The sequence below is a fragment of the Planctopirus hydrillae genome, assembly GCF_001707835.1.
GTDB lineage: Bacteria > Planctomycetota > Planctomycetia > Planctomycetales > Planctomycetaceae > Planctopirus > Planctopirus hydrillae.
Genome location: NZ_LYDR01000150.1, coordinates 164,041 through 183,643, shown reverse-complemented (window position 1 = coordinate 183,643; position 19,603 = coordinate 164,041). Strand labels below are relative to the sequence as shown.

Genomic DNA, 19,603 nt, shown 5'->3' with positions numbered 1-19,603 from the left:
GGAGGCGACACCATTTTTTAACGCGACATGGCAGCCGCCGGAATGGTACTGGACTGTCCTCTATGGTGTGATTATTGACACTGCTGGTCGCGACTCCCAAAGGGGATCGGCTCGATTGGATGGTTGAAAAGCTGACAGAACTCGGGGTGTCGAGATTTGTTCCGCTGATCACTCAAAGATCTGTCGTCGATCCGCGGGAAAGCAAACTGGAAAAACTCCGGCAAACCGTGATCAGTGCCTGTAAACAATCGCATCGTGACTGGCTGATGGAGATCGAAGAGCCATTGCGGTTGACGGAGTGGTTGAACAGGAAAGACCATCCGAACCAATGGTTTGGCAGTTTGCAGGCTCCGCTTGTCGCTCAACGAGCCTTAAACGATTCACAGCCGATCGTCTCTGCAAATTCCCACATGCCAGTCGAATACTCATCGTTAGCGATTCTGATTGGTCCGGAAGGTGGCTGGACTTCGGAAGAAGAATCGCAATTGATGACCTCTGGCGCACGCCCCGTGCGACTGGGGCAATTTGTTTTGAGGACAGAGACAGCCGCAATGGCACTCACAACTCTCGCCCTGAATGAATTCTCACTTTAAGACGGCTTGTGCCTTCGCAAAAAACTTTCGATGAACCTCGTCAAAACGTCGTTGGACATCGCCACAGTGTCGCTCAAGGGACGATTTGTCGGCCAGGTTTGCCGATCATTGGCACGGATTGAGATCATCCCGTATTCCGGCGAAGTCTCCTGCCACTCTTTGTCGATAATCTCAATATCGAAACGGGCTCTTGAACGGCCGCTGGATCTGATCACTCAAGGAATGTGAACCTGCCATGCTTGCACAAAATCAGCAAAGCTGGCTGCTGGTAAAATTCACGCCCAGGCGTGCCATGGCAGGAATGCTGTGGATATCTCTGAGTGCAAGCAGCTCTTCCTGCTTCATGATGCCCGATTACCATCAGCCGGGCGGGTTCAGCAGTACCTATTATAAAGCACTGCAATATCACCAGCATACTGCCATGGGGACAACCGGACACGATACTGTGGTTCCGGGCACTCCCCCGCCGGGCATGCATCTCCCGGTTGAAGCTCCATCGGGCAGTCAGTCTCAATCAGGGAATCTGCCACAGGATGGCATAGTCGATCCTTCGATGGCCCAGTCGCCACACTATGGGGCGACTCCCAAAAGTGGCTACAACTTTGGTTTCTCGTGGCCAGATTTTACGCCACCTCAGCCACCGGTTGGGCACGATACCGCCACTCGACAGAAATCCTACCTCCAGTTTACCCAGCCTTCGCAAAACACTGATTCTTCAGCTTCCAGTAAGCGGAAAAAGTCCTGAAGTAACACTGCTCACGATGAAATCGCTCTGAAATCCGCGTTCTTTATCTGAGCCACTATTTTCTGTGCACTCACTCCCGGACTTCCTCTCGACAAGATTTGTCGAAACGAATACGTTCCGCCTGAAACGAAAAAAATCGGCAAGGATCGCCTGTTTTTTCGTTCGTCAAATCGTGGAGTTTGTCGACACGGAGATCTTTCCTGGCATTACAAATCCGGGAAGAATTTCCAGCAGGCTCAAGGATGAGCCTTCAATGTAGCACACCAAGGATGGTGGGTATGCGACCACAAATCATCGGCATGGCCCTGGCGGTTCTGATCGCCTTCTCCGGGTGCGCATCCTCGAAGGGCAGTCTCTTCGGCTCGAAATCCAAATCCACGGATACCACAAACTCGAAAATTGCCAGTTCCAAATCCGATGGGAAGAAATCTCCCAAGCAGGAAGAACCGGGAGATCCGCTGGGCTCTCGCAAAGAGACTCCCGTCGCTTTTCGTGGTGGTTCTGGAACTTCTCCTTCAAAGAAAAAAGATTCTCGCCTCGAAAACCCGGATCAACCGTTTGGTGATAATTCGCGTCTGACTTCCAATCGATCGATTCGTGATCTCATGAGAGATGGGGCCAAATACGAATCGCAACAGAAGTGGGATCAGGCTGTCGACTCCTACGAAAGTGTCCTCTTAAGTGAGCCTCAACATGCCGACGCTCATCATCGTCTGGCTGTGATTGCTGACCGTCGAGAAGATTACCGTCTGGCTGATCAGCACTATCGCGTGGCAATGCAACGAAAACCTACAGATGCCAATCTCCTCAGCGATGTCGGTTATTCTCATTTTCTCCGCGGCGAACTCGACCGGGCCGAAGGCTATCTGAAGCAGGCCATCGAATCCGATAACAAGCACCGGGTGGCCCATTTGAATCTCGGTCTCGTCTACGGAAAACAGAACCGCTACAACGAATCGCTGGCGATGTTTCAGGCCGTTGCTTCCGAAGAAGAAGTCCAGCGGAATATGGCGACACTCTTTCCGGATGGCCCACCTGCCGGACAGGGGACTCAACTGGCCAGCCATCGAAATGCGACTGCAGATCCCGCAGGTCGAACACCTCGAAATGACCTGATGCCAGAATGGGCCAACACTCCCGCTGGCTCTGAACCTGCAGGTTCAACATCCACAAACTCCATGATTCCCCCCGCAGGCAATCCCACTTCCAGCGATGCCTGGGCACTGTCATCTCCCGGAATGGCATCTCCCGGAATGGCATCTCCCGGAATGGCATCTCCCGGAATGGCATCTCCCGGAATGGCATCTCCCGGAATGGCATCTCCAGGAATGGCATCGAATGGGATGAACAGTTCCCCTGCCAATGCAAGAGTTGCTAACGGCAATGCGACGAACTCTCAGCCAGCGGCCCATGATTTCTGGCAAGGCAACGCAGCCACAAACACAACCAGCGCTGATTTCCCGCCGCGATCTTCGAGCGTCCCCTCCACAGGTCTGGCGCCTCGAACACAAATGGCCAACAGTTTGCCTCCTGCTCAGGGCCTGCCGACAGCCAATGGATCGTTCAATGCACCTGAGGGCTCAGGGATGAACTCGCTGAATTCACCAGAGTCGATGGCAGCTCGCTCTTTGGGAACACCGATTCAAACGAACTCAGCCGCACTGGCTGCTGAACTTGCCATGAACTCGGGCTGGGGTAATCTTTTCCCCACCAACTCCAATTACGGCACTCAGGCAGCATCGTCAACAACGCAAGGAAGTCCTTCGGTACCACAACTTCCCGTCATGACACAGCAAACGGCCTGGCCACAGGCTCCGGGGGAATATCGTGATCCAGCCGCAGGAAACAACCTATCGGGCAATAACCTATCGAGGGGTGGAAATCCTCCAGCGACAGTCACTCCAGCACCTCCCGCCGGGATGCCTGGTGACACGAGGAATATGAACCCGCCTGGCACGAGTGCCGCTGCTGGAGTCTGGCCCACCACCAGTGTTCCGTGGAACTCCCCTACCAGCAATCAACCATCCACCTCCAGTTGGGGAGAATCTTCTCAACTTGCCAATCGGCCTCAGGCGAATGGCACCATGAATCAGGCACCATCATCGATGCCTCAAATCCAGGCCGGCCCTTCGAGCAGTTCAACTTTTGATCAGCAAGGTATGGCCGACGCAGAAAAACCACCACTGTTCCCCTCGGTCCAATGGGCCTCTCCTCACTCCACTCCCTGGAACTCAACGACTCAAGGCTCAGTCACCCAGTCCGGAAATGAACTCTCGTCGCAAATTCAACCCGCCGGGTTCCAACAGGAAGCTGATCCACGCAGTTCAACTTCTGGCCAGGGTTCGGCAACCGGAAACATGCCTCGTTCTAATGCAAATTCACCCGAGCCATGGCCCTATGGCCCTGCCGCAGGGACTAATCGACCCAATGTTCGTCCGACAGCTTCCTTGAATGTGGATGGTCGTTCGGGCACTTCGAACAACTCCACCAGCGGGCCGCCCCCCTGGCCTTACGGGCAATAACAAATTTCTCAGATGCCGATAATCGTCGTTTCATTCGAGATTTCTGTAAGCTCTCAGCCATGAAGATCCAAAGCCCATTTTTGATTCGCTGTGGTGCATGGTTCGCCATCAGCACCATGCGACTGATTATCTCGACGTGCCGGCTGGAATATCGCTCGCCAGATCCCAAAACACGACTCGATTGTCCTTTTGGTCCTGATGTCCCCGAGAGGTATGTCGTCCCCGTCTGGCACGACCTGCTATTGTTCCCGACTTTCACAGCCCGGCGGAGTGACCTCTGCTGCGGTCTCGTCAGCCGGCACGATGGCGCTTCATTCCTTTCCACCGCGATTGAAATGCTCGGCGGCAAGGCCATTCGTGGATCGAGCCGTAAAGGAGCGACAACAGCTCTCAAGCAGATGCTCACCCAGACGGATGGCTATCACATTCTGATTACCCCTGATGGCCCGATGGGGCCACGTCGTCAGATGAAACAGGGAGCCATTTTCATGGCTTCCAACCTGCAAAGGCGGATTGTCCCCACAGCTTACTGGGCTTCCAGAGTCTGGCGGATTAAAGGCTCCTGGACCGATATTGTCATCCCCAGGCCTTTCTCGAAAATCATGATTGTCTCAGGTGAAGCGATCTCGATCCCCCCTGAACTGAATCGAGAAGAGATCATCTATTGGACCAATCATCTGCAACAGGCCATGGATCAACTCCATGCCGAACTCGAAGCTTCTACGACGACAGCGACGTCTTCGAAATCAGAACCCGATCCAACAGAATGTTCAGCCGCGCCACAGCTTCCGACATCAGGTTCCGAGCGTCACGCCGCCTGATGGTTTCAATCGCAGTGATTCAAAATTCTGGCAGATCGATGAACAGTTCCCACTCCGCAAGACCCCTGCCATGAGACGCGAATCCACGCTCCACCAGCAACTCAAACTGCTCTATGCAAAATCTGCAGAGCGGCGCGAAGTACGCGTTGGCGATTACCGTGTCGATGCCATTTCTCGCGGCACTCTGATCGAAATCCAGCAATCCGGCCTCTCAGCAATTCGCCACAAAATCCAAACCCTTCTCCACGATCACCGCGTCCTGGTCGTTAAACCCATCGTGGCCACACGCATGCTGCGAACTCGACAGAACGCTCAGAGTGAATACGCCGCCCCTCGCAAAAGCCCTTATCGCGGCTCATGGCTCGATGCCTTTGACGAACTGATGCATCTCTTCCGCGTTTTTCCGCATCCTCAATTGAAGATTGAACTCCTTCTCATTGATATCGAAGAAGATCGTACGCGCAAGGCCAGGCATCGATTCCGGCGAGCCGATCATGTCGTTGACGACCGCCGCCTGCTACAGATCCGCGAGCGCTGCCTTCTGCGGACTCCAGCCGATCTGGAGCAACTCGTACCTCCCTTCCCTGCGGCTCCATTTACAACTGCAGAACTCGCCCTGGCATGGGATGTTCCCCGCTGGACAGCTCAAAAGATTGCCTGGTGTTTCCGCACTGTCGGAGCCTGGGCTCCCGTCGGCTTCTCAAAACGCAGCGTGCTCTACCTGCCCCACGCCGCTTAATAATCAAATCGCCTGCAACTTCAAGCCGATTCTTATTGAGTTGGCATCTATGCATTAGGTAGGGTGCAAGAAGTTCCTACGGATTGCACCATCTTCTATCTCCATTCTCCAGTGCCATAGGGAAGAGAGCCGCGTTTCTATATCTTGCGATCGTCCTGCTACGAAATCTCTGGCGTGGCGGGTTTCCAGCGGAACAGAGCCAGCGATCGATCTTCCAGCGGATAAGGATGGACTGCATCAAAAGCAACATGGACTGCATGTGGGCGGGCCGTATCAATCATGAGATCCATGCTCGGGCCTGCCGGCCCTGCCACAGGATACTGGAAGGAAACAGGCGTCGTCCCGGCATTGAATAGCACCAGTAAATTATCGCCTCGAATGGCATTCCCCACTTCGTCGAACTCTTCCACATCGCCCGCCATCAGCATGCCAAAACATCTCACAGAGTCGTGGTTCCAGTAATCCCCCGAGATTTCGTGGCCTTCGCTCGAGAGCCAGTAAACATCTTTCACATTCTCGCCACGAATCCCTTGCCCCGAGAAGAATCGCCGGCGTCTGAGTGCGGGCTGAGATTTTCGAATCTTGATGAGTTTGCGAACAAACTCGAACCAGTCTTTCTCCTTCTCCAGCAAACTCCAATCAACCCACGAAAGCGAATTGTCATGACAATAAGCGTTGTTGTTTCCTCTTTGGGTCTGACCGATTTCGTCGCCGGAGTAGATCATGGGAACGCCTTGCGATAACAGCAGCGTCCCCATCAGATTTCTCATTTGCCGCATACGAACGCGATTGATGGCAGGATCACTCGTCTCGCCTTCAGCGCCGTAACCAGAACTGTGGTTATCGTTCGCACCGTCACGATTATCTTCGCCATTGGCCTCGTTATGTTTGTGTTCATAAGAAACGAGATCGTGTAGCGTGAAGCCATCGTGACAGGTGATAAAATTCACACTGGCATAGGGTCTGCGTCCACTGTGGGCATACAGATCGCTTGACCCGGTGAGCCGGGTGGCTGTCTCACCAATCGTACCACCATCGCCACGCCAGAAACGTCGCATGCAATCGCGGTACTTCCCGTTCCACTCGGTCCAGCCAGTCGGGAAATTGCCGACCTGATATCCGCCAGGGCCAACATCCCAGGGCTCGGCAATCAATTTCACCCGGGAAAGTACGGGGTCCTGATGAATGATATCAAAGAAGGCTCCCAGCTTATCGACTTCATAGAGTTCACGGGCTAAAGCACTCGCCAGGTCAAAGCGAAAACCATCGACATGCATTTCTGTCACCCAGTAGCGCAGACTGTCCATGACCAGTTGCAGCACGCGGGGATGACGCATATTTAAAGTGTTACCACAACCGGAGAAGTCCATATAGTAGCGGCTATTGTCTCCCGTCAATCGATAATAAGCGGTATTATCAATTCCGCGTAAAGAGAGTGTCGGCCCGAGCTGATTGCCTTCAGCCGTATGGTTGTAGACGACGTCGAGAATCACTTCGATACCCGAGGCATGCAGCGTCCGCACCATCGACTTGAATTCATGGGCGGCAAACAACGGGTGCCTGACTGAACTGAATCGAACACTAGGGGCGAAATAAGCGAGTGTATTGTATCCCCAGTAGTTAGTCTTACCACGCAAATGCAATCCATGCTCATCGACATGATGATGGATGGGCATCAGTTCAACGGCAGTGACTCCCAGCTTTTTTAGATGATCAATCGCGGCAGCAGAAGCCAGTCCCGCATACGTTCCCCGCAACTTATCAGGAACTCCCGGCATCAATTGCGTAAATCCCTTAACGTGCAGTTCGTAGATAATCGTATTATGCCATGGCGTGCGAGGCGAACGGTCATCACCCCAGGTATATGCCTCTTCCACCACGAGAGCTAAAGGAGCATAAGGTGCGCTGTCGCGAGCATCAAAGCTGAGATCTTCATTTTTACTGCCGACTTCATAACCAAAGACTGAGTCATGCCAGTAAAGATCACGTCCAATCGCCTTCGCATAAGGATCAAGTAATAGTTTATTCGAATTAAACCGCATGCCATGGACAGGATCATAAGGGCCATACACGCGGTAGCCATAAAGCTGACCCGGGCGAAGTTCTGGAAAATAGCCATGCCAGACCTGATCTGTCTGTTCAGGAAGTTCAATGCGGCTGGATTCACTCAGAGAATCTCCGGAATCGAACAGGCAGAGTTCCACCTTGGTGGCATTCTCGGAGAAGAGCGCAAAGTTAACTCCCGCACCATCCCAGTTAGCTCCCAGTGGATAAGGTCGACCTGCCCAGACTCGCATCGTTCATGGCCTTACAAAATGATCTTGAGAACATGGAAATGAGCAAAAAGTTATACAGAATAACTCTTTTCAGAAGTCATCGGATCTCTCGGCGTTGCCAGGATTTCTTCCAGAGAGTTCATCCTCATGGAATTCTCTCTTCCCGGTAGAGATATCCTAATCGTCCATTGGGAGCAGAATCTCCTGCAATGAACGGGTGATTGCCGGGAATTGCAGATTCTGAACTCTGATCAAGTGAACTGTGGTCCGGCGCGGAGTACCACTTCCAGCGGAACTGCGCCAAACCTGCTGAATTTCGGTGGATTCGTTCAGTACTCAGTTGAATAGCGGCAAAATCTCTGGACACGATGATCTTTGTCGCTTCCGACGCCCTCTCGATGGTTGATTGCTCAGCATGTGGGGTGGCATTTTCCATCTGGTGAAAAGCGGTTTGCCCGGAATTTCGGTTCCCTGTATCAATGCGTGCCATCGTCTCAAATCCGCACGGCCCGGTTTCAAACTTGCCATCCAGATCCAGCCAGAGTTCCAGGACAAAAGACTTTTCGTCCTGTTGCCTGAACTTTGTTTGAACCCAATAGTTCGTTCCATCAAACCCGACAGCTGAGCTTTCCAGATCACACGCAGCAGCAGGTTGCTCGATCCGTGGTGCCCCATAGACCCACGAGGCAGAGCTGCGGGCCGGGCTGTCCTTGAGGTCATCGAGATAACAGACGTTGGGCTTCTGCCAGTCTGCCAGACTCGTCGGATCAATGATTTGATGCGGGATCGAAGCGGCAAACGGAACTCCCGTTCCTTTGAATCGCCGGATCTCGGCCATGGTCTGGTAGTAGTAATGATCTGCCAGCGGGCCGGCTGCCGGTTCGATATCTCGACTGAATTCTGCTGAGAACTGATCGACGAAGAACGTCTCTCCCTTCTGTGTGGGACGCCCCAGGAACGGCTGCCCTCCCGGACTGATGAATCGCTGGGCGATCCACTCATTCCAGCCCGTAATCAGAATAAATTCCGGATCCACTTCATGAGCCCGTTGCCATTGTTCGCGGAAGTGAAGCCCCTCGACCGTTTTCAACTCCTGTTCAGCCGGTTGACGCCCATTCGAAAAACTGCGACCGATATTCGAAACGGGATGTTCTGCAACAGAAACGCTGATCTGCTCGGGTTTTTTGGGGTCGGTACTCCATCCATAGCCCTGAGGAGTATGGTCCAGCCACGGCCAGCGATACTGTCCATCTCCAAACCACTTTTGCCCCTTGGTCCATGCCCATGAATGGCGAATTTCAAAACGCTGTCGCATTTCGGGGGTTGCTTCGTCGAGTGGCATCAGCAGCAGTGGCTTTTCATGCCAGCGAAACCAGAGTTCCGGGAACTTTTGAGGTAAGTACCACTTCTCCAGCAGGTGCTGCACGGTCCTTTGCGCGTGCGAATTTGCCAGAAATGCGATCTGTGGTGTCTTCTGCCCTGCTTGTCGCAGTTCATTCCAGGTTTCAAAAAGTGCCTGAACCTGCTCGTCGTAGGTCAGTGCATTGGTCACATCAATCAGAATGACATCCACCCCCAGATCATTCAGCAGAAACGCATGCTGACGCATCACCCAGCGGTCATCACTGCGGTAAAAACCGAACCGGGGTTTGCCCCACCAGTGAAAGGCATGCACCGGACCCCATTCCCGCTGATGGGGTGGCTTCTGAAGGATCTCTTCAATTGAAAAAGGCTCGGCTCTGGTTTGCGGAGTCAGCCACACAAAGTAGAACATTCCGACAAATCGTCCTGATCGAGCTGGCGGCACCGGATGTTGCGCTGTGCCTGGAGCGGGAACAACTTGCCGTCCCAATCCATCGATGCCGACCCAGAGATCGGGATGGGTCTGGCGAAATGACTTCGTTGACGGATGTATGACGATCGGTTGATCGCTGGCAAGGGTCGAAGACAAGGGGCATGCGGCGAACGCGATGAAAGCCGGCATGATTACAAACAGGACCAGCATTCGCAGGATTCTTTTGGGAGCGATGTTTTCGGGAGTGGCAGGGGCTGTCATCGCCTGGCGGAACTTCAGGAGGGTTGTGACTGGCAAAATAAAGTCCGGTCCAAGACGAGGGCGTTAAAGGGAAAGAACCACAGATTCACGGAATGCTGATCAACGGAATGCTGAGTCGGCTCAACGATCTTGCACTCGCAGGTCTGGCAGACGATTGGTGTGATCAGACGAAGTCGCCAAAGGAACACAACCCCAATTTCGTTCTCACAATTGAGAAAGTCGTGAAGTCGTCATTCAGGGTCATGGCCGCACCGATTCTCAAGATCCGCTGATGGTGCGGGAAGTTGTGGCTGTAACTTATTGCTGTTTTACAATTTAGAACGTGTGTCAAACTTTGCTGGTGTTTCATTTTTCGCTCAAGTTGATGCGAGAAATCGAAGGTGTTTTCGACTTCGGGAAATCGCAGTGAATGTCCCCTCTCGTGATTGCTCTTACGAGTGCAGACTTCTAACATCCCTAGCGTGCCGAAGTGCTCCAGAGTCATGGATATTGTCAGATTTCGCACTTCTCGACGATTGTGCGAGTCGACGTGTCTGACAACGCCCATGTCAACTTTGAGACTTTCGGCCGCGCGAGTTGATCCAATCGAACCTATTGGCCGGTGCGAAGTAATGCAGAAGTTTCGCTTTCCTACATGGCTGGATCGTCTTCTCCCTGTCGTTGGGGGGCTCCTGGCATTCGGTGCGTTGTATGTGGGTGGAATGCTGTTTGTCGGGGCAAGTCCCTGGACTATCGATGTTGGTTACCAGCCGACGCAACCTGTTCCCTTCAGCCATGCCTTGCATGCCGGCAAGCTGAAGATGGATTGCCGGTACTGCCATAACACGGTCGATCGCGCTGCCTTTGCTGCAGTGCCATCAACCGCCACCTGCATCAAATGCCACCGCGGTGCTGATGAAAATGGCACGATCACCACCACAGCAGTGCGTTCGAAGAGCCCCAAACTGCTCCCCGTCCGTGAGAGCTATGCCTCGGGCAACTCAGTCTTGTGGGTGAAGATCCACGATCTGCCCGACTATGCCTACTTCAATCACAGTGCTCACGTTCGTCGAGGTGTGGCTTGCGTTTCTTGTCACGGCCGCATCGACAAAATGGAAGAAGTTCAGCAGAAAAAGCCCCTCTCGATGGCGTGGTGTCTGGAGTGTCATCGTAATCCAGAGCCAAACTTGAGGCCACCCGAACTGGTCACACAAATGGACTGGACTCCCCCAGAAGGTCAGTCAGCCGAGGCGATTGGAGCTGAGATTAAAAAGAATCTCCACATCCAGACCAAGGAAAACTGCTCGACCTGCCACCGATAGTCCTGACAATTTTGACCTCTGACTCTGACTGTTTCTTGATTTGTCTGTTGAAATGATCCGTTTGCGAAGAGCCGCTGATCTGGATGAGCTGTGTTGAGCCCTGCCGACTGAAATCAGTTCGCAGATTTCAAAAGTGATCCGACAGCAATTTTCAAACGCCCGGTTGCCAGCCAATTGCCCGCTGAAGAGATCCATACGACCATGTCGATTGCCGCTAATTCGCCGTCGAAAAGTGCCGATGTTCCCGGTCTGCGGAGCCAGTCGTTCATTCCCAATGAATATTGGCGAAGTCTCGATGAATTGGAGCAGACCCCTGAGTTCGTCGAATTTCTGCATCGCGAATTTCCAGTCGCGGCTTCTGAATTCCCGACAGGGGTCAGCCGCCGCCGGTGGCTGCAGATCATGGGTGCCTCACTGGCGTTAGCCGGTGTCAGTGGTTGCCGCTGGGAGCGCGAAATCATCGCTCCTTTCGTCAATCGCCCCTCGGATCGTATTCCCGGCGAACCCCAGAAGTTCGCCTCGGCCTTCGAAATTGGTGGTGTTGTCCGTCCTCTGGAAGTGACCGCCTTCGATGGTCGTCCGATCAAGGTCGATGGTAATCCTGAGCATCCTTTAAATGGCGGCGGCAGCGACGGCTACACCCAGGCGATGCTGCTTCATCTCTACGACCCCGATCGTTCCCGCGATGTGGCAGAAATCAAGGCAGGCAAAGCCTCTCCTTCCAGCTGGGACAGTTACAACTCGTTCGCCAGCAAGCTCTTCCCAGCCGCTGCAACATCTGGCGGCAAAGGTCTGCGAGTTCTCGCTGAAATCAGTTCGTCTGCATCGCGAGCCCGCCTCAAAGAAGCATTTCTGGCCAAGTTCCCGGAAGCCAAGTGGTACGAATACGAGGCTGTAAGTTTCGACAACGACCGTCTCGGTACAGTCAAAGCCTTTGGTAAGCCACTTCGCACAGTGATCGATCTCACCGAAGCCGACACGATTGTCGCTCTCGATGCCGACTTGTTTGGCAGTCATCCCCAGGCTACAGCCAATCTGCGGCAGTGGGCTCTCCGGCGTGACCCCGAAGCGGGCCCCATGAACCGCATGTATGTCGCCGAAAGCCAGCTCTCCAGCGCTGGCGGCGCTGCGGATCATCGTCTGGCTGTGCGGAGTGCCGACATGGCCAGCCTCCTGGCCAAACTGGAAAAGGCCGTTGGCGAAGTTCTCTCTGGAAAAACACTCAGTGCTAAAGAGGGTGAGCCGGAGCAGCGCTGGATTCATGCTGCCGCTGGCGATCTTGTGGCCAGCAAAGGGAAATCGCTGGTCGTTGTCGGTCTGCTCCATGGCGAAGATGTCCAGGCCCGCGCTCATCGCCTTAACAGCACACTGGGCAACATTGGCAAGACGGTTCGTTTTATCGCCGATCCCACATCAACGGGCGATCAGGCAGCCCCTTCATCGGCTGAGCAATTGAAAGCCCTGACTGCGGAGATGGCCGCTGGTCAGGTTGATATCGCTCTGGTGCTGGGTGGTAACCCGGTTTATGCCGCTCCGAAAGAAATTGGCTTCGCGGACGCTTACTCCAAGGTCAAGCACCGGATTCATCTGAGTGAGTACGTCGATGAGACTTCACTGGCCAGTACATGGCATCTGGCTCGTTCCCACCAGTTGGAATCGTGGGCAGATCTGAAGTCGTGGGATGGCCGGTTGATGCTGCGTCAGCCGCTGATCTCACCGATTTTCAGCACCAAGTCCGATCTGGAAGTGCTGGCGGAAACCGCTGGCGAAGCCGATGTTGTATCGCTGGATATTGTGCGGGCCACGCTGAAGAACATTCTACCGGTTGCTGGCTTTACCGAAGAATTCCGTCGGCTGGCTCATGATGGCTTCCGCAAGGAAGAAGAGATTCCCGTCGTCGAAGTGGCTCTCAAGGAAGGTCTCGCGATTCCCGAGCCCACTGCCAGTGCCAGCAGTGAGATCGAGGTGGTCTTCGTTCCTTCCACCAGCACATTTGATGGCCGGTTTGCCAACAACGGCTGGTTGCAGGAAGCCCCTGATCCACTCACCAAAGTCACCTGGGATAACGCAGCCGTCATCAGCCCTGACACTGCCAAACAACTCAAAGTTGGCTATGGCGAGGTCATTTCGCTGGCCGTGGGTCAAGGCTCGATCGATCTGCCAGTCTACTTGCTGCCAGGTCAGGCTCTCAATTCGATTGGTGTGGCCATCGGATATGGTCGCACAGCCGCCGGCCATGTCGGTGGGTTGATCTCGGCTGACGTTGATCCTGTGGGTGTCGATACCGCCTCGATCAAGCCAGCCGGTGCCAACCTCGTCGTGGGTGCCAAGGTTGCCAAAACGGGTCGTACCTACAAGCTCGCCACGACTCAGGATCACCACAACATTGATGTGGGTGGCATGAAACAAGTGGCTCAAACAGTGGGCAAGCTGGTGCGGGAAGGGACACTCGAAGACTATAAGTCTCATCCCGACTTCGCGCAGCATGTGGTTCACATTCCACCGCTGGATTCGCTCTGGCCCGATCAAGATTGGCAAAAGCCTTCCAGTGAAAACCGCGCCTGGGGGATGTCAATCGATCTCTCGAAGTGCGTGGGCTGCAATGCCTGCACGATTGCCTGCCAGTCGGAAAACAACGTGCCGATTGTCGGTCGCGATCAGGTGGCCCGCGGTCGCGAAATGCACTGGTTGCGGATTGACCGCTACTTCAAAGGCCCCGAGAACGACCCGCAGATGGTGATGCAGCCGCTCACCTGTCAGCAGTGTGAGAACGCTCCCTGTGAGCAGGTTTGCCCTGTGGCAGCAACGGCTCACAGCCCCGAAGGGCTTAATGACATGGCGTACAACCGCTGTGTCGGTACTCGCTACTGTGCGAACAACTGCCCCTACAAGGTTCGCCGCTTTAACTTCCTTGATTACAACAAGAAGTACGAGACAGCACAGGCCGATGGTCAGGATCTGACACTCCTCATTCTCAATCCGGAAGTCACCGTTCGCGAACGTGGTGTGATGGAAAAATGCACCTACTGCGTCCAGCGGATTCAGCACGTCAAGATTGTCGCCAAAAACGAACAGCGGGAGATTCGTGATGGTGAGATTGTGACAGCCTGTCAGCAGGCCTGCCCCGCCAGAGCCATCGAGTTCGGCGATCTTCGTCAATCCGACTGGAATGTCAGCAAGAATCACAACTCGCCACGAGCCTATGCGATTCTTGCAGAGCTCAATACCAGACCTCGCACCAAGTATCTGGCCCGCATTCGCAACCTCCACCCCGAACTTGCTCCACCATCGGAGCATGCTCATGGTGGGCACGGCAGTCATGGCCACGATGATCATGGTCACGGCCATGATAAACACGGTGAAGCCAAGCACGGCGATCATGCGCACGGCAAGGATGGGCACGACGATCATGACCATCCCGAAAAACCAGCCACGAAAAAGCCCGAAGAAGCCAAGAAAGAAGCTGCTGCCCGCAAGGCAACTCTCCAGGACATCCTGAAGGGCACGATGTTGAGTTAGCAGTCTAAGTTGAGCTGGCAGGTGATGTTGAGCTGACAGCTTAGAGATCACCGAGAGCTGTTTGATTGATTTTGCACTGATTCGAACTGATACCAACACACTGACTTATTTCCCCGCACTGAGCGTGAGATACTATGGCAGCAATTTCTCCCACGATGCTCGATGTTGTTGATATCGACAACACAATCGAGACACCGGGTCGGCGTTCTGAGCTGGTGACTCGGAACAGCAGTTATGCCGAGATTACCGATTCGGTCTGCTATGCTGCCGAGTCACCCCACCCACCGCTGGCGTGGTATGTGGCCTTTGCCATCTCAACTTCGCTGACGATGATGCTGGGACTGATGGTGACTTACCTTCTCTTCACCGGTATCGGTGTGTGGGGTAACAACTCGCCTGTCTTCTGGGCGTGGGACATTGTCAACTTCGTGTTCTGGGTCGGTATTGGTCACGCCGGAACGCTGATTTCAGCCATTCTGTTCCTCTTCCGACAGAACTGGCGTACGAGTATCAACCGTGCTGCCGAAGCGATGACAATTTTTGCTGTGGTGTGTGCCGGGATGTTCCCGACGATTCACGTCGGACGCATCTGGGTGATTTACTACCTCATTCCTTATGGCCCGAACCAGCATGCGATCTGGCCACAGTTCCGCAGTCCACTCTTGTGGGATGTCTTCGCGGTTTCGACCTATGCCACCGTCTCGCTCCTCTTCTGGTACATGGGGATGATCCCCGATCTCGCCACGTTCCGGGATCGAGCCACGACCCGCTGGAAGTACAATCTTTACGGCCTGCTGTCACTCGGCTGGACAGGCTCAGCCCGCCACTGGCATCGCTATGAGCGGGCTTATCTGCTCCTGGCGGCTCTGGCCACGCCGCTGGTGCTCTCGGTCCACACAGTCGTGTCATTCGACTTTGCAACCTCACAAATTCCCGGCTGGCACACCACAATCTTCCCCCCCTACTTCGTCGCGGGTGCGATTTTCGGCGGCTTCGGGATGGTGGTCACACTGCTGGTTCCAGCCCGGGCACTCTTCGGATTGGAACATCTGATTACCCTCCGCCACATGGAGAACATGAACAAGGTGATTCTGGCCACAGGTACCATCGTGGGTTATGCCTATGCGATGGAATTCTTCATTGCCTGGTACGGCGGTAACCCATACGAACAGTTTGCCTTTACCAACCGTATGTTCGGCCCCTATGCCTGGGCCTACTGGACAATGATTGCCTGTAACGTCATCAGTCCGCAGGTCTTCTGGTTTAAGAAGTGTCGAACATCACCGCTGGTCATGTGGATTGTTTCGATTTTCGTCAACATCGGGATGTGGTTCGAACGCTTCGTGATTGTTGTGATCTCGTTGAGCCGCGATTACCTCCCTTCCAGTTGGGGTTATTACAGCCCGACCTGGGTCGATATTCTCACGTTGATTGGCAGCTTCGGGCTGTTCACCACGCTGTTCTTGCTCTTCTGCCGGTTCCTGCCGATCGTGGCCATGGCCGAAGTGAAGGGTGTGGTGCATCAGCACAATCATGCCGTCGGTCATCACGAGCACGATGCAGCTCACTGATGAAGGTGTCTCAGTCGATTTGAGTTTTATGGTTTCTTCCAGTGCTGGTTGTGAGCGAAGTTGGAACGGTCCTTCCGGATCCGACCAAACGGAATCTCCTCGAAATTTGAAGTAAAGCAGGCTATGGCCGACCATTCACACTCTGAAACAAACCCAGTGACATCCACTCCTCATGGCGAAGCCTCTCCCGGTACGGGCGAAGCAGCTGTTCGAGGTGTGGCTCCGGCGGCGGATCCTAAGCAACCCGTCGCTTATGTTCTGGCTGAATATTCGACACCAGAAGCACTGGTGAAGGCTGCTCGTCAGGTCTATCAGCAGGGCTATACGAAGTTCGATGCCCACTCGCCCTTCCCGATTCACGGGATCGACGACGCCATGGGGATCAAGTTCACACGCCTCCCGTGGTTCACCTTCTTCGCAGGTGGCCTGGGGATTATTACTGCGACCCTGCTGATCTATTTCACGAACAAAGAGTGGTATCCTTATCTGATCAGTGGTAAGCCGCTCTTTTCGATTCCGTCGGCTGCACCCGTGATGTTTGAACTGATGGTGCTCTTTGCCGCCATTACGACATTGTTCGGCATGCTGGCTCTCAACCGTCTCCCGCTCTTCACTCATCCCTTGTTTCAGAGTACTCGCTTTCAGCGTGTCACCAACGACAAATTCTTCCTCAGCATTGACGCTCGCGATCCGAAGTACAAAAGTGAAAAGACGATTCAACTGCTGACTGGCCTGGGTGCTGAATACGTCGAAACTTGTCATAAGGAGGCTTCCGCCCCATTGCCATGGGCATTCCGGACAGCCGTCTTTCTGGGCCTGCTCCTTGCCATGGTTCCCGTTTCCATGGTTGCGTGGAAGCGGTCGACCTATTCGCGCGAACCACGCATTCGTGTCATTTTTGACATGGTTTCGCAGCCGAAGAAAAAGACACAGACCACCTCGACATTGTGGCAGGATGGCCGGGCCATGCGTCCCTGGGTCGAAGGGACTATCGCTAAAGGTGAGCTGAAGGCTGACGACGCCTTCTACCGCGGGTTGAAACCTGGCGGGCTCAATGCAGTGGCGGCCACGACCGTCTCGATGACCAATCTGGTTGCCAATCAGGATGGTGCTGCCGCACCAGCCACACCAGCCGCTCCCGCGACACCACCTGATCCTCTCGACAAGCTCCCCTGGATTGAAGACTTTCCGCTGGAAGTCACTCCCGAGCTGATGAAGCGTGGCCAGGAGCGCTACAACATCTACTGTGCCACATGTCACGGCCTCGGTGGAGCTGGCAATGGGTTGGTGAGCATCCGCGCGATTGAACTGGCTGAAGGAACCTGGGTTCCCCCCGTCACCTTCCATTCGGAGGGTTTGCGAAAACAACCGATTGGCCGGATGTTCCATTCGATCAGCAACGGTGTCCGTAAGATGCCGGGCTATGGTGATCAAATTCCAGAACGTGACCGCTGGGCGATCCTGTTGTATGTCCGGGCGCTGCAGAAAAGTAAATATGCTCCGCTGTCCGATGTTCCGCCAGAAAAGGTGAATCAACTGACAGATGTGGCCCCCTGATCTGCAGGGGTCGCCTAAGAATATTGCTCCACGAATGATTGAATCACTGACAAACGCCAAATCCGAACACCTTGGCCAAGTCGAACTAAACAGTCCATCGATCTCGAACGCGTACGGTGAATGGCATGTCTCACGCCTTGACTCCTGAACACTCAACGACTGGCAGCCACGCTCAGGCAGGTTCCTGGAAGGAGCATCAGACGCTGGGAGCTCTGGCCGGCAAGATCTGGCTCCCTGCTCTCATCACAGGTGTCGCGGGCCTCGTTGTGGCTGCTGGCGCTGCCGCCGTTACCGGCGGTTTGAGGCAGTTCCTGTTCGCCTACCTGACGGCTTTCATGTACGTCCTCAGCTTTACGTTGGGCTCGATGCTGTTTGTTCTCGTGCAACATCTGACGAGAGCCGGCTGGGGAGTCGTGATTCGACGTATGCAGGAGCTGATTGCCTCCGCCGTGCTGCCTCTTTCAGTCCTCTTTCTGCCAATCCTGGTCGCTGTCCTGATGGGGAATGGTGAAGTTTACCCGTGGAACAATCCCGCCTTTGTGGCTGATCATCCTCTGGTCCAGGCCAAAGCCAGCTATTTGAATTCCGGCTGGTTCACAGTCCGAGCAGTGGCTTATTTTGCCATCTGGATTGTGATTACCCGGTTCCTCCTGAGGAACTCACTCAAGCAGGATCAGACTCCCGATCCCTCAATCACCATCAAGCTGGAAGAACGCAGCGGCCCGCTGATTTTCCTCTTCGCTCTCTCCTGCACCTTCGCTGCCATCGACTGGATGATGTCTCTCGCACCAGAGTGGTACAGCACGATCTTTGGCGTCTACTACTTCGCAGGTTCTATGGTGGGTTCTTTTGCCCTGTTGAATCTGCTGATTATTCTGCTGCAAAAGCCCGCAGGCCTCCTTTCGCCCATCTCGGTGGAGCATCGGCATGACACCGGCAAGCTCATGTTCGGCTTCACCTGCTTCTGGGCCTATATCGGTTTCTCACAGTACATGCTGATCTGGTACGCGAACATTCCCGAAGAAACGCTCTGGTTCCAGGCACGTCAGAATGGTGGGTGGGAATATGTCTCTCTGGTTTTGATCTTCGGACACTTTTTCATCCCCGCACTCCTGCTGCTCCGCAGACAATTCAAGCGCAGCAAAGTTCAACTCGCTTTCGTTTCAGTCTGGCTGCTGGTGATGCACTACGTCGATCTGTACTGGCTGATTTATCCTCAGTTTGCACCATCACCAGTCTTTGGTCTGGTGGAAATCGGAGCACTGGTCGGATTGGTGGGATTGTTTGTGGCAGCTCTGGTTAAGGCGGCAGGACAGCACAGCCTGCTGCCACTGAATGATCCGCGACTGGATGAGTCACTCAAGTTCCACAATATCTAATGAGGTGACTCGCAGTGCTGGAGGTGCCGTGACAGGCACGAGGTGATAAGTTTGTTCAGTGGGTTTCTAAAGTTCTGGAATTTGCTCGGGAATTGAGAGTCTCGCCAGTCGTGCGAGAGCAAATCGATACAATTCAAAGACAACCTGATTCGATCAGGTCGTTTCAAGGAATCGCAGGCACCATGGCCAAGTACGACGATTTGAATGTAAAGGACATTGCCGTCGCGGGTGTCGCCTCGGTCATCATTGTCTTTGTCTGCATTGTGGGTGCTCAGGCCCTCTTTTTCGATTACCGAAATCGCGAAGATGTGAAAAAGATTATCGACTCCCGCAATGCTGAGTACGACACCATCATTGTGGAGCAGAAGACCAGACTCAAGGATTATGGCTGGATTGATAAAGAGAAGCAGATTGTCGCGATTCCCATTGAAGAAGCGATGCAGATTGTCGTGAAGGAAGAAGCAGCGAAGAACGCAAAGGCGGAAACAGCGGATGTTCGGTAACTGTCACAAGTCAGCACAGCG

Annotated in this window: 13 protein-coding genes; 11 read left to right on the top strand and 2 right to left on the bottom strand. The window is 54.1% G+C overall.

The features are described from left to right. The first annotated feature begins 119 nt into the window (after nucleotides 1-119). The 5 genes from A6X21_RS18485 to A6X21_RS18460 all read left to right on the top strand — a co-directional run bounded on the left by A6X21_RS18485 (nucleotide 120) and on the right by A6X21_RS18460 (nucleotide 5,420). Complete coding sequence (locus A6X21_RS18485; protein WP_240490320.1) at nucleotides 120-593, top strand: RsmE family RNA methyltransferase; 474 nt, start codon at nucleotides 120-122, stop codon at nucleotides 591-593. 235 nt (nucleotides 594-828) lie between these two features. Beyond that, nucleotides 829-1,338: a hypothetical protein gene (locus tag A6X21_RS18480; RefSeq protein WP_068850892.1), complete on the top strand. Its 510-nt coding sequence runs from the start codon at nucleotides 829-831 to the stop codon at nucleotides 1,336-1,338. 278 nt (nucleotides 1,339-1,616) lie between these two features. Next, the gene (locus A6X21_RS24095; RefSeq protein ID WP_165603860.1) at nucleotides 1,617-3,860 is read left to right on the top strand and encodes a tetratricopeptide repeat protein; all 2,244 of its coding nucleotides are present in this window, start codon (nucleotides 1,617-1,619) and stop codon (nucleotides 3,858-3,860) included. Nucleotides 3,861-3,919: 59 nt separating this feature from the next. Beyond that, entirely contained in the window at nucleotides 3,920-4,681 is a 762-nt protein-coding gene (locus A6X21_RS18465) for a lysophospholipid acyltransferase family protein (protein ID WP_068850883.1), read from the top strand. A 70-nt stretch (nucleotides 4,682-4,751) separates the two neighbouring features. Further along, nucleotides 4,752-5,420 carry a DUF8091 domain-containing protein gene (locus tag A6X21_RS18460; protein WP_083233715.1) on the top strand — a complete coding sequence of 223 codons (669 nt, stop codon included), beginning with the start codon at nucleotides 4,752-4,754 and terminating at the stop codon, nucleotides 5,418-5,420. A 158-nt stretch (nucleotides 5,421-5,578) separates the two neighbouring features. On the opposite strand, the gene glgX is transcribed toward A6X21_RS18460, so the two are convergent. Together glgX and A6X21_RS18450 are read right to left on the bottom strand one after the other, a co-directional pair. Continuing rightward, on the bottom strand, nucleotides 5,579-7,717 hold the full coding sequence (glgX, locus tag A6X21_RS18455) for a glycogen debranching protein GlgX (RefSeq protein WP_068850880.1): 2,139 nt from the start codon (nucleotides 7,715-7,717) through the stop codon (nucleotides 5,579-5,581). Nucleotides 7,718-7,841: 124 nt separating this feature from the next. Beyond that, nucleotides 7,842-9,788 (bottom strand): hypothetical protein, encoded by a 1,947-nt coding sequence (locus A6X21_RS18450; protein WP_131818430.1) that lies wholly within the window; start codon nucleotides 9,786-9,788, stop codon nucleotides 7,842-7,844. Between the two features lie 575 nt (nucleotides 9,789-10,363). Between A6X21_RS18450 and A6X21_RS18440 the strand changes: the two genes are divergently transcribed. The 6 genes from A6X21_RS18440 (at nucleotide 10,364) to A6X21_RS18415 (ending at nucleotide 19,582) form a co-directional block, all read left to right on the top strand. Then, nucleotides 10,364-11,053 carry a cytochrome c3 family protein gene (locus tag A6X21_RS18440; RefSeq protein WP_068850871.1) on the top strand — a complete coding sequence of 230 codons (690 nt, stop codon included), beginning with the start codon at nucleotides 10,364-10,366 and terminating at the stop codon, nucleotides 11,051-11,053. 201 nt (nucleotides 11,054-11,254) lie between these two features. Further along, on the top strand, nucleotides 11,255-14,572 hold the full coding sequence (locus tag A6X21_RS18435) for a TAT-variant-translocated molybdopterin oxidoreductase (RefSeq protein ID WP_068850868.1): 3,318 nt from the start codon (nucleotides 11,255-11,257) through the stop codon (nucleotides 14,570-14,572). 134 nt (nucleotides 14,573-14,706) lie between these two features. Continuing rightward, nucleotides 14,707-16,143, top strand: a complete 1,437-nt coding sequence (gene nrfD, locus A6X21_RS18430) for an NrfD/PsrC family molybdoenzyme membrane anchor subunit (protein WP_013112226.1) — start codon at nucleotides 14,707-14,709, stop codon at nucleotides 16,141-16,143. Between the two features lie 156 nt (nucleotides 16,144-16,299). Continuing rightward, nucleotides 16,300-17,700, top strand: a complete 1,401-nt coding sequence (locus A6X21_RS18425; protein WP_165603859.1) for a quinol:electron acceptor oxidoreductase subunit ActD — start codon at nucleotides 16,300-16,302, stop codon at nucleotides 17,698-17,700. 125 nt (nucleotides 17,701-17,825) lie between these two features. Beyond that, the gene (locus tag A6X21_RS18420; RefSeq protein ID WP_083233714.1) at nucleotides 17,826-19,079 is read left to right on the top strand and encodes a quinol:cytochrome C oxidoreductase; all 1,254 of its coding nucleotides are present in this window, start codon (nucleotides 17,826-17,828) and stop codon (nucleotides 19,077-19,079) included. Between the two features lie 182 nt (nucleotides 19,080-19,261). Next, complete coding sequence (locus A6X21_RS18415) at nucleotides 19,262-19,582, top strand: hypothetical protein (protein ID WP_068850967.1); 321 nt, start codon at nucleotides 19,262-19,264, stop codon at nucleotides 19,580-19,582. The last annotated feature ends 21 nt before the right edge of the window (nucleotides 19,583-19,603 follow it).

Excerpts from the sequence above, each read along its gene's own strand:
- A6X21_RS18415 (WP_068850967.1), top strand. The coding sequence starts at position 19,262 with ATGGCCAAGTACGACGATTTGAATGTAAAGGACATTGCCGTCGCGGGT.
- A6X21_RS24095 (WP_165603860.1), top strand. The coding sequence starts at position 1,617 with ATGCGACCACAAATCATCGGCATGGCCCTGGCGGTTCTGATCGCCTTC.
- A6X21_RS18485 (WP_240490320.1), top strand. The coding sequence starts at position 120 with ATGGTTGAAAAGCTGACAGAACTCGGGGTGTCGAGATTTGTTCCGCTG.
- A6X21_RS18480 (WP_068850892.1), top strand. The coding sequence starts at position 829 with ATGCTTGCACAAAATCAGCAAAGCTGGCTGCTGGTAAAATTCACGCCC.
- glgX (WP_068850880.1), bottom strand. The coding sequence starts at position 7,717 with ATGCGAGTCTGGGCAGGTCGACCTTATCCACTGGGAGCTAACTGGGAT.
- A6X21_RS18435 (WP_068850868.1), top strand. The coding sequence starts at position 11,255 with ATGTCGATTGCCGCTAATTCGCCGTCGAAAAGTGCCGATGTTCCCGGT.
- nrfD (WP_013112226.1), top strand. The coding sequence starts at position 14,707 with ATGGCAGCAATTTCTCCCACGATGCTCGATGTTGTTGATATCGACAAC.
- A6X21_RS18440 (WP_068850871.1), top strand. The coding sequence starts at position 10,364 with ATGCAGAAGTTTCGCTTTCCTACATGGCTGGATCGTCTTCTCCCTGTC.
- A6X21_RS18460 (WP_083233715.1), top strand. The coding sequence starts at position 4,752 with ATGAGACGCGAATCCACGCTCCACCAGCAACTCAAACTGCTCTATGCA.
- A6X21_RS18465 (WP_068850883.1), top strand. The coding sequence starts at position 3,920 with ATGAAGATCCAAAGCCCATTTTTGATTCGCTGTGGTGCATGGTTCGCC.
- A6X21_RS18420 (WP_083233714.1), top strand. The coding sequence starts at position 17,826 with ATGTCTCACGCCTTGACTCCTGAACACTCAACGACTGGCAGCCACGCT.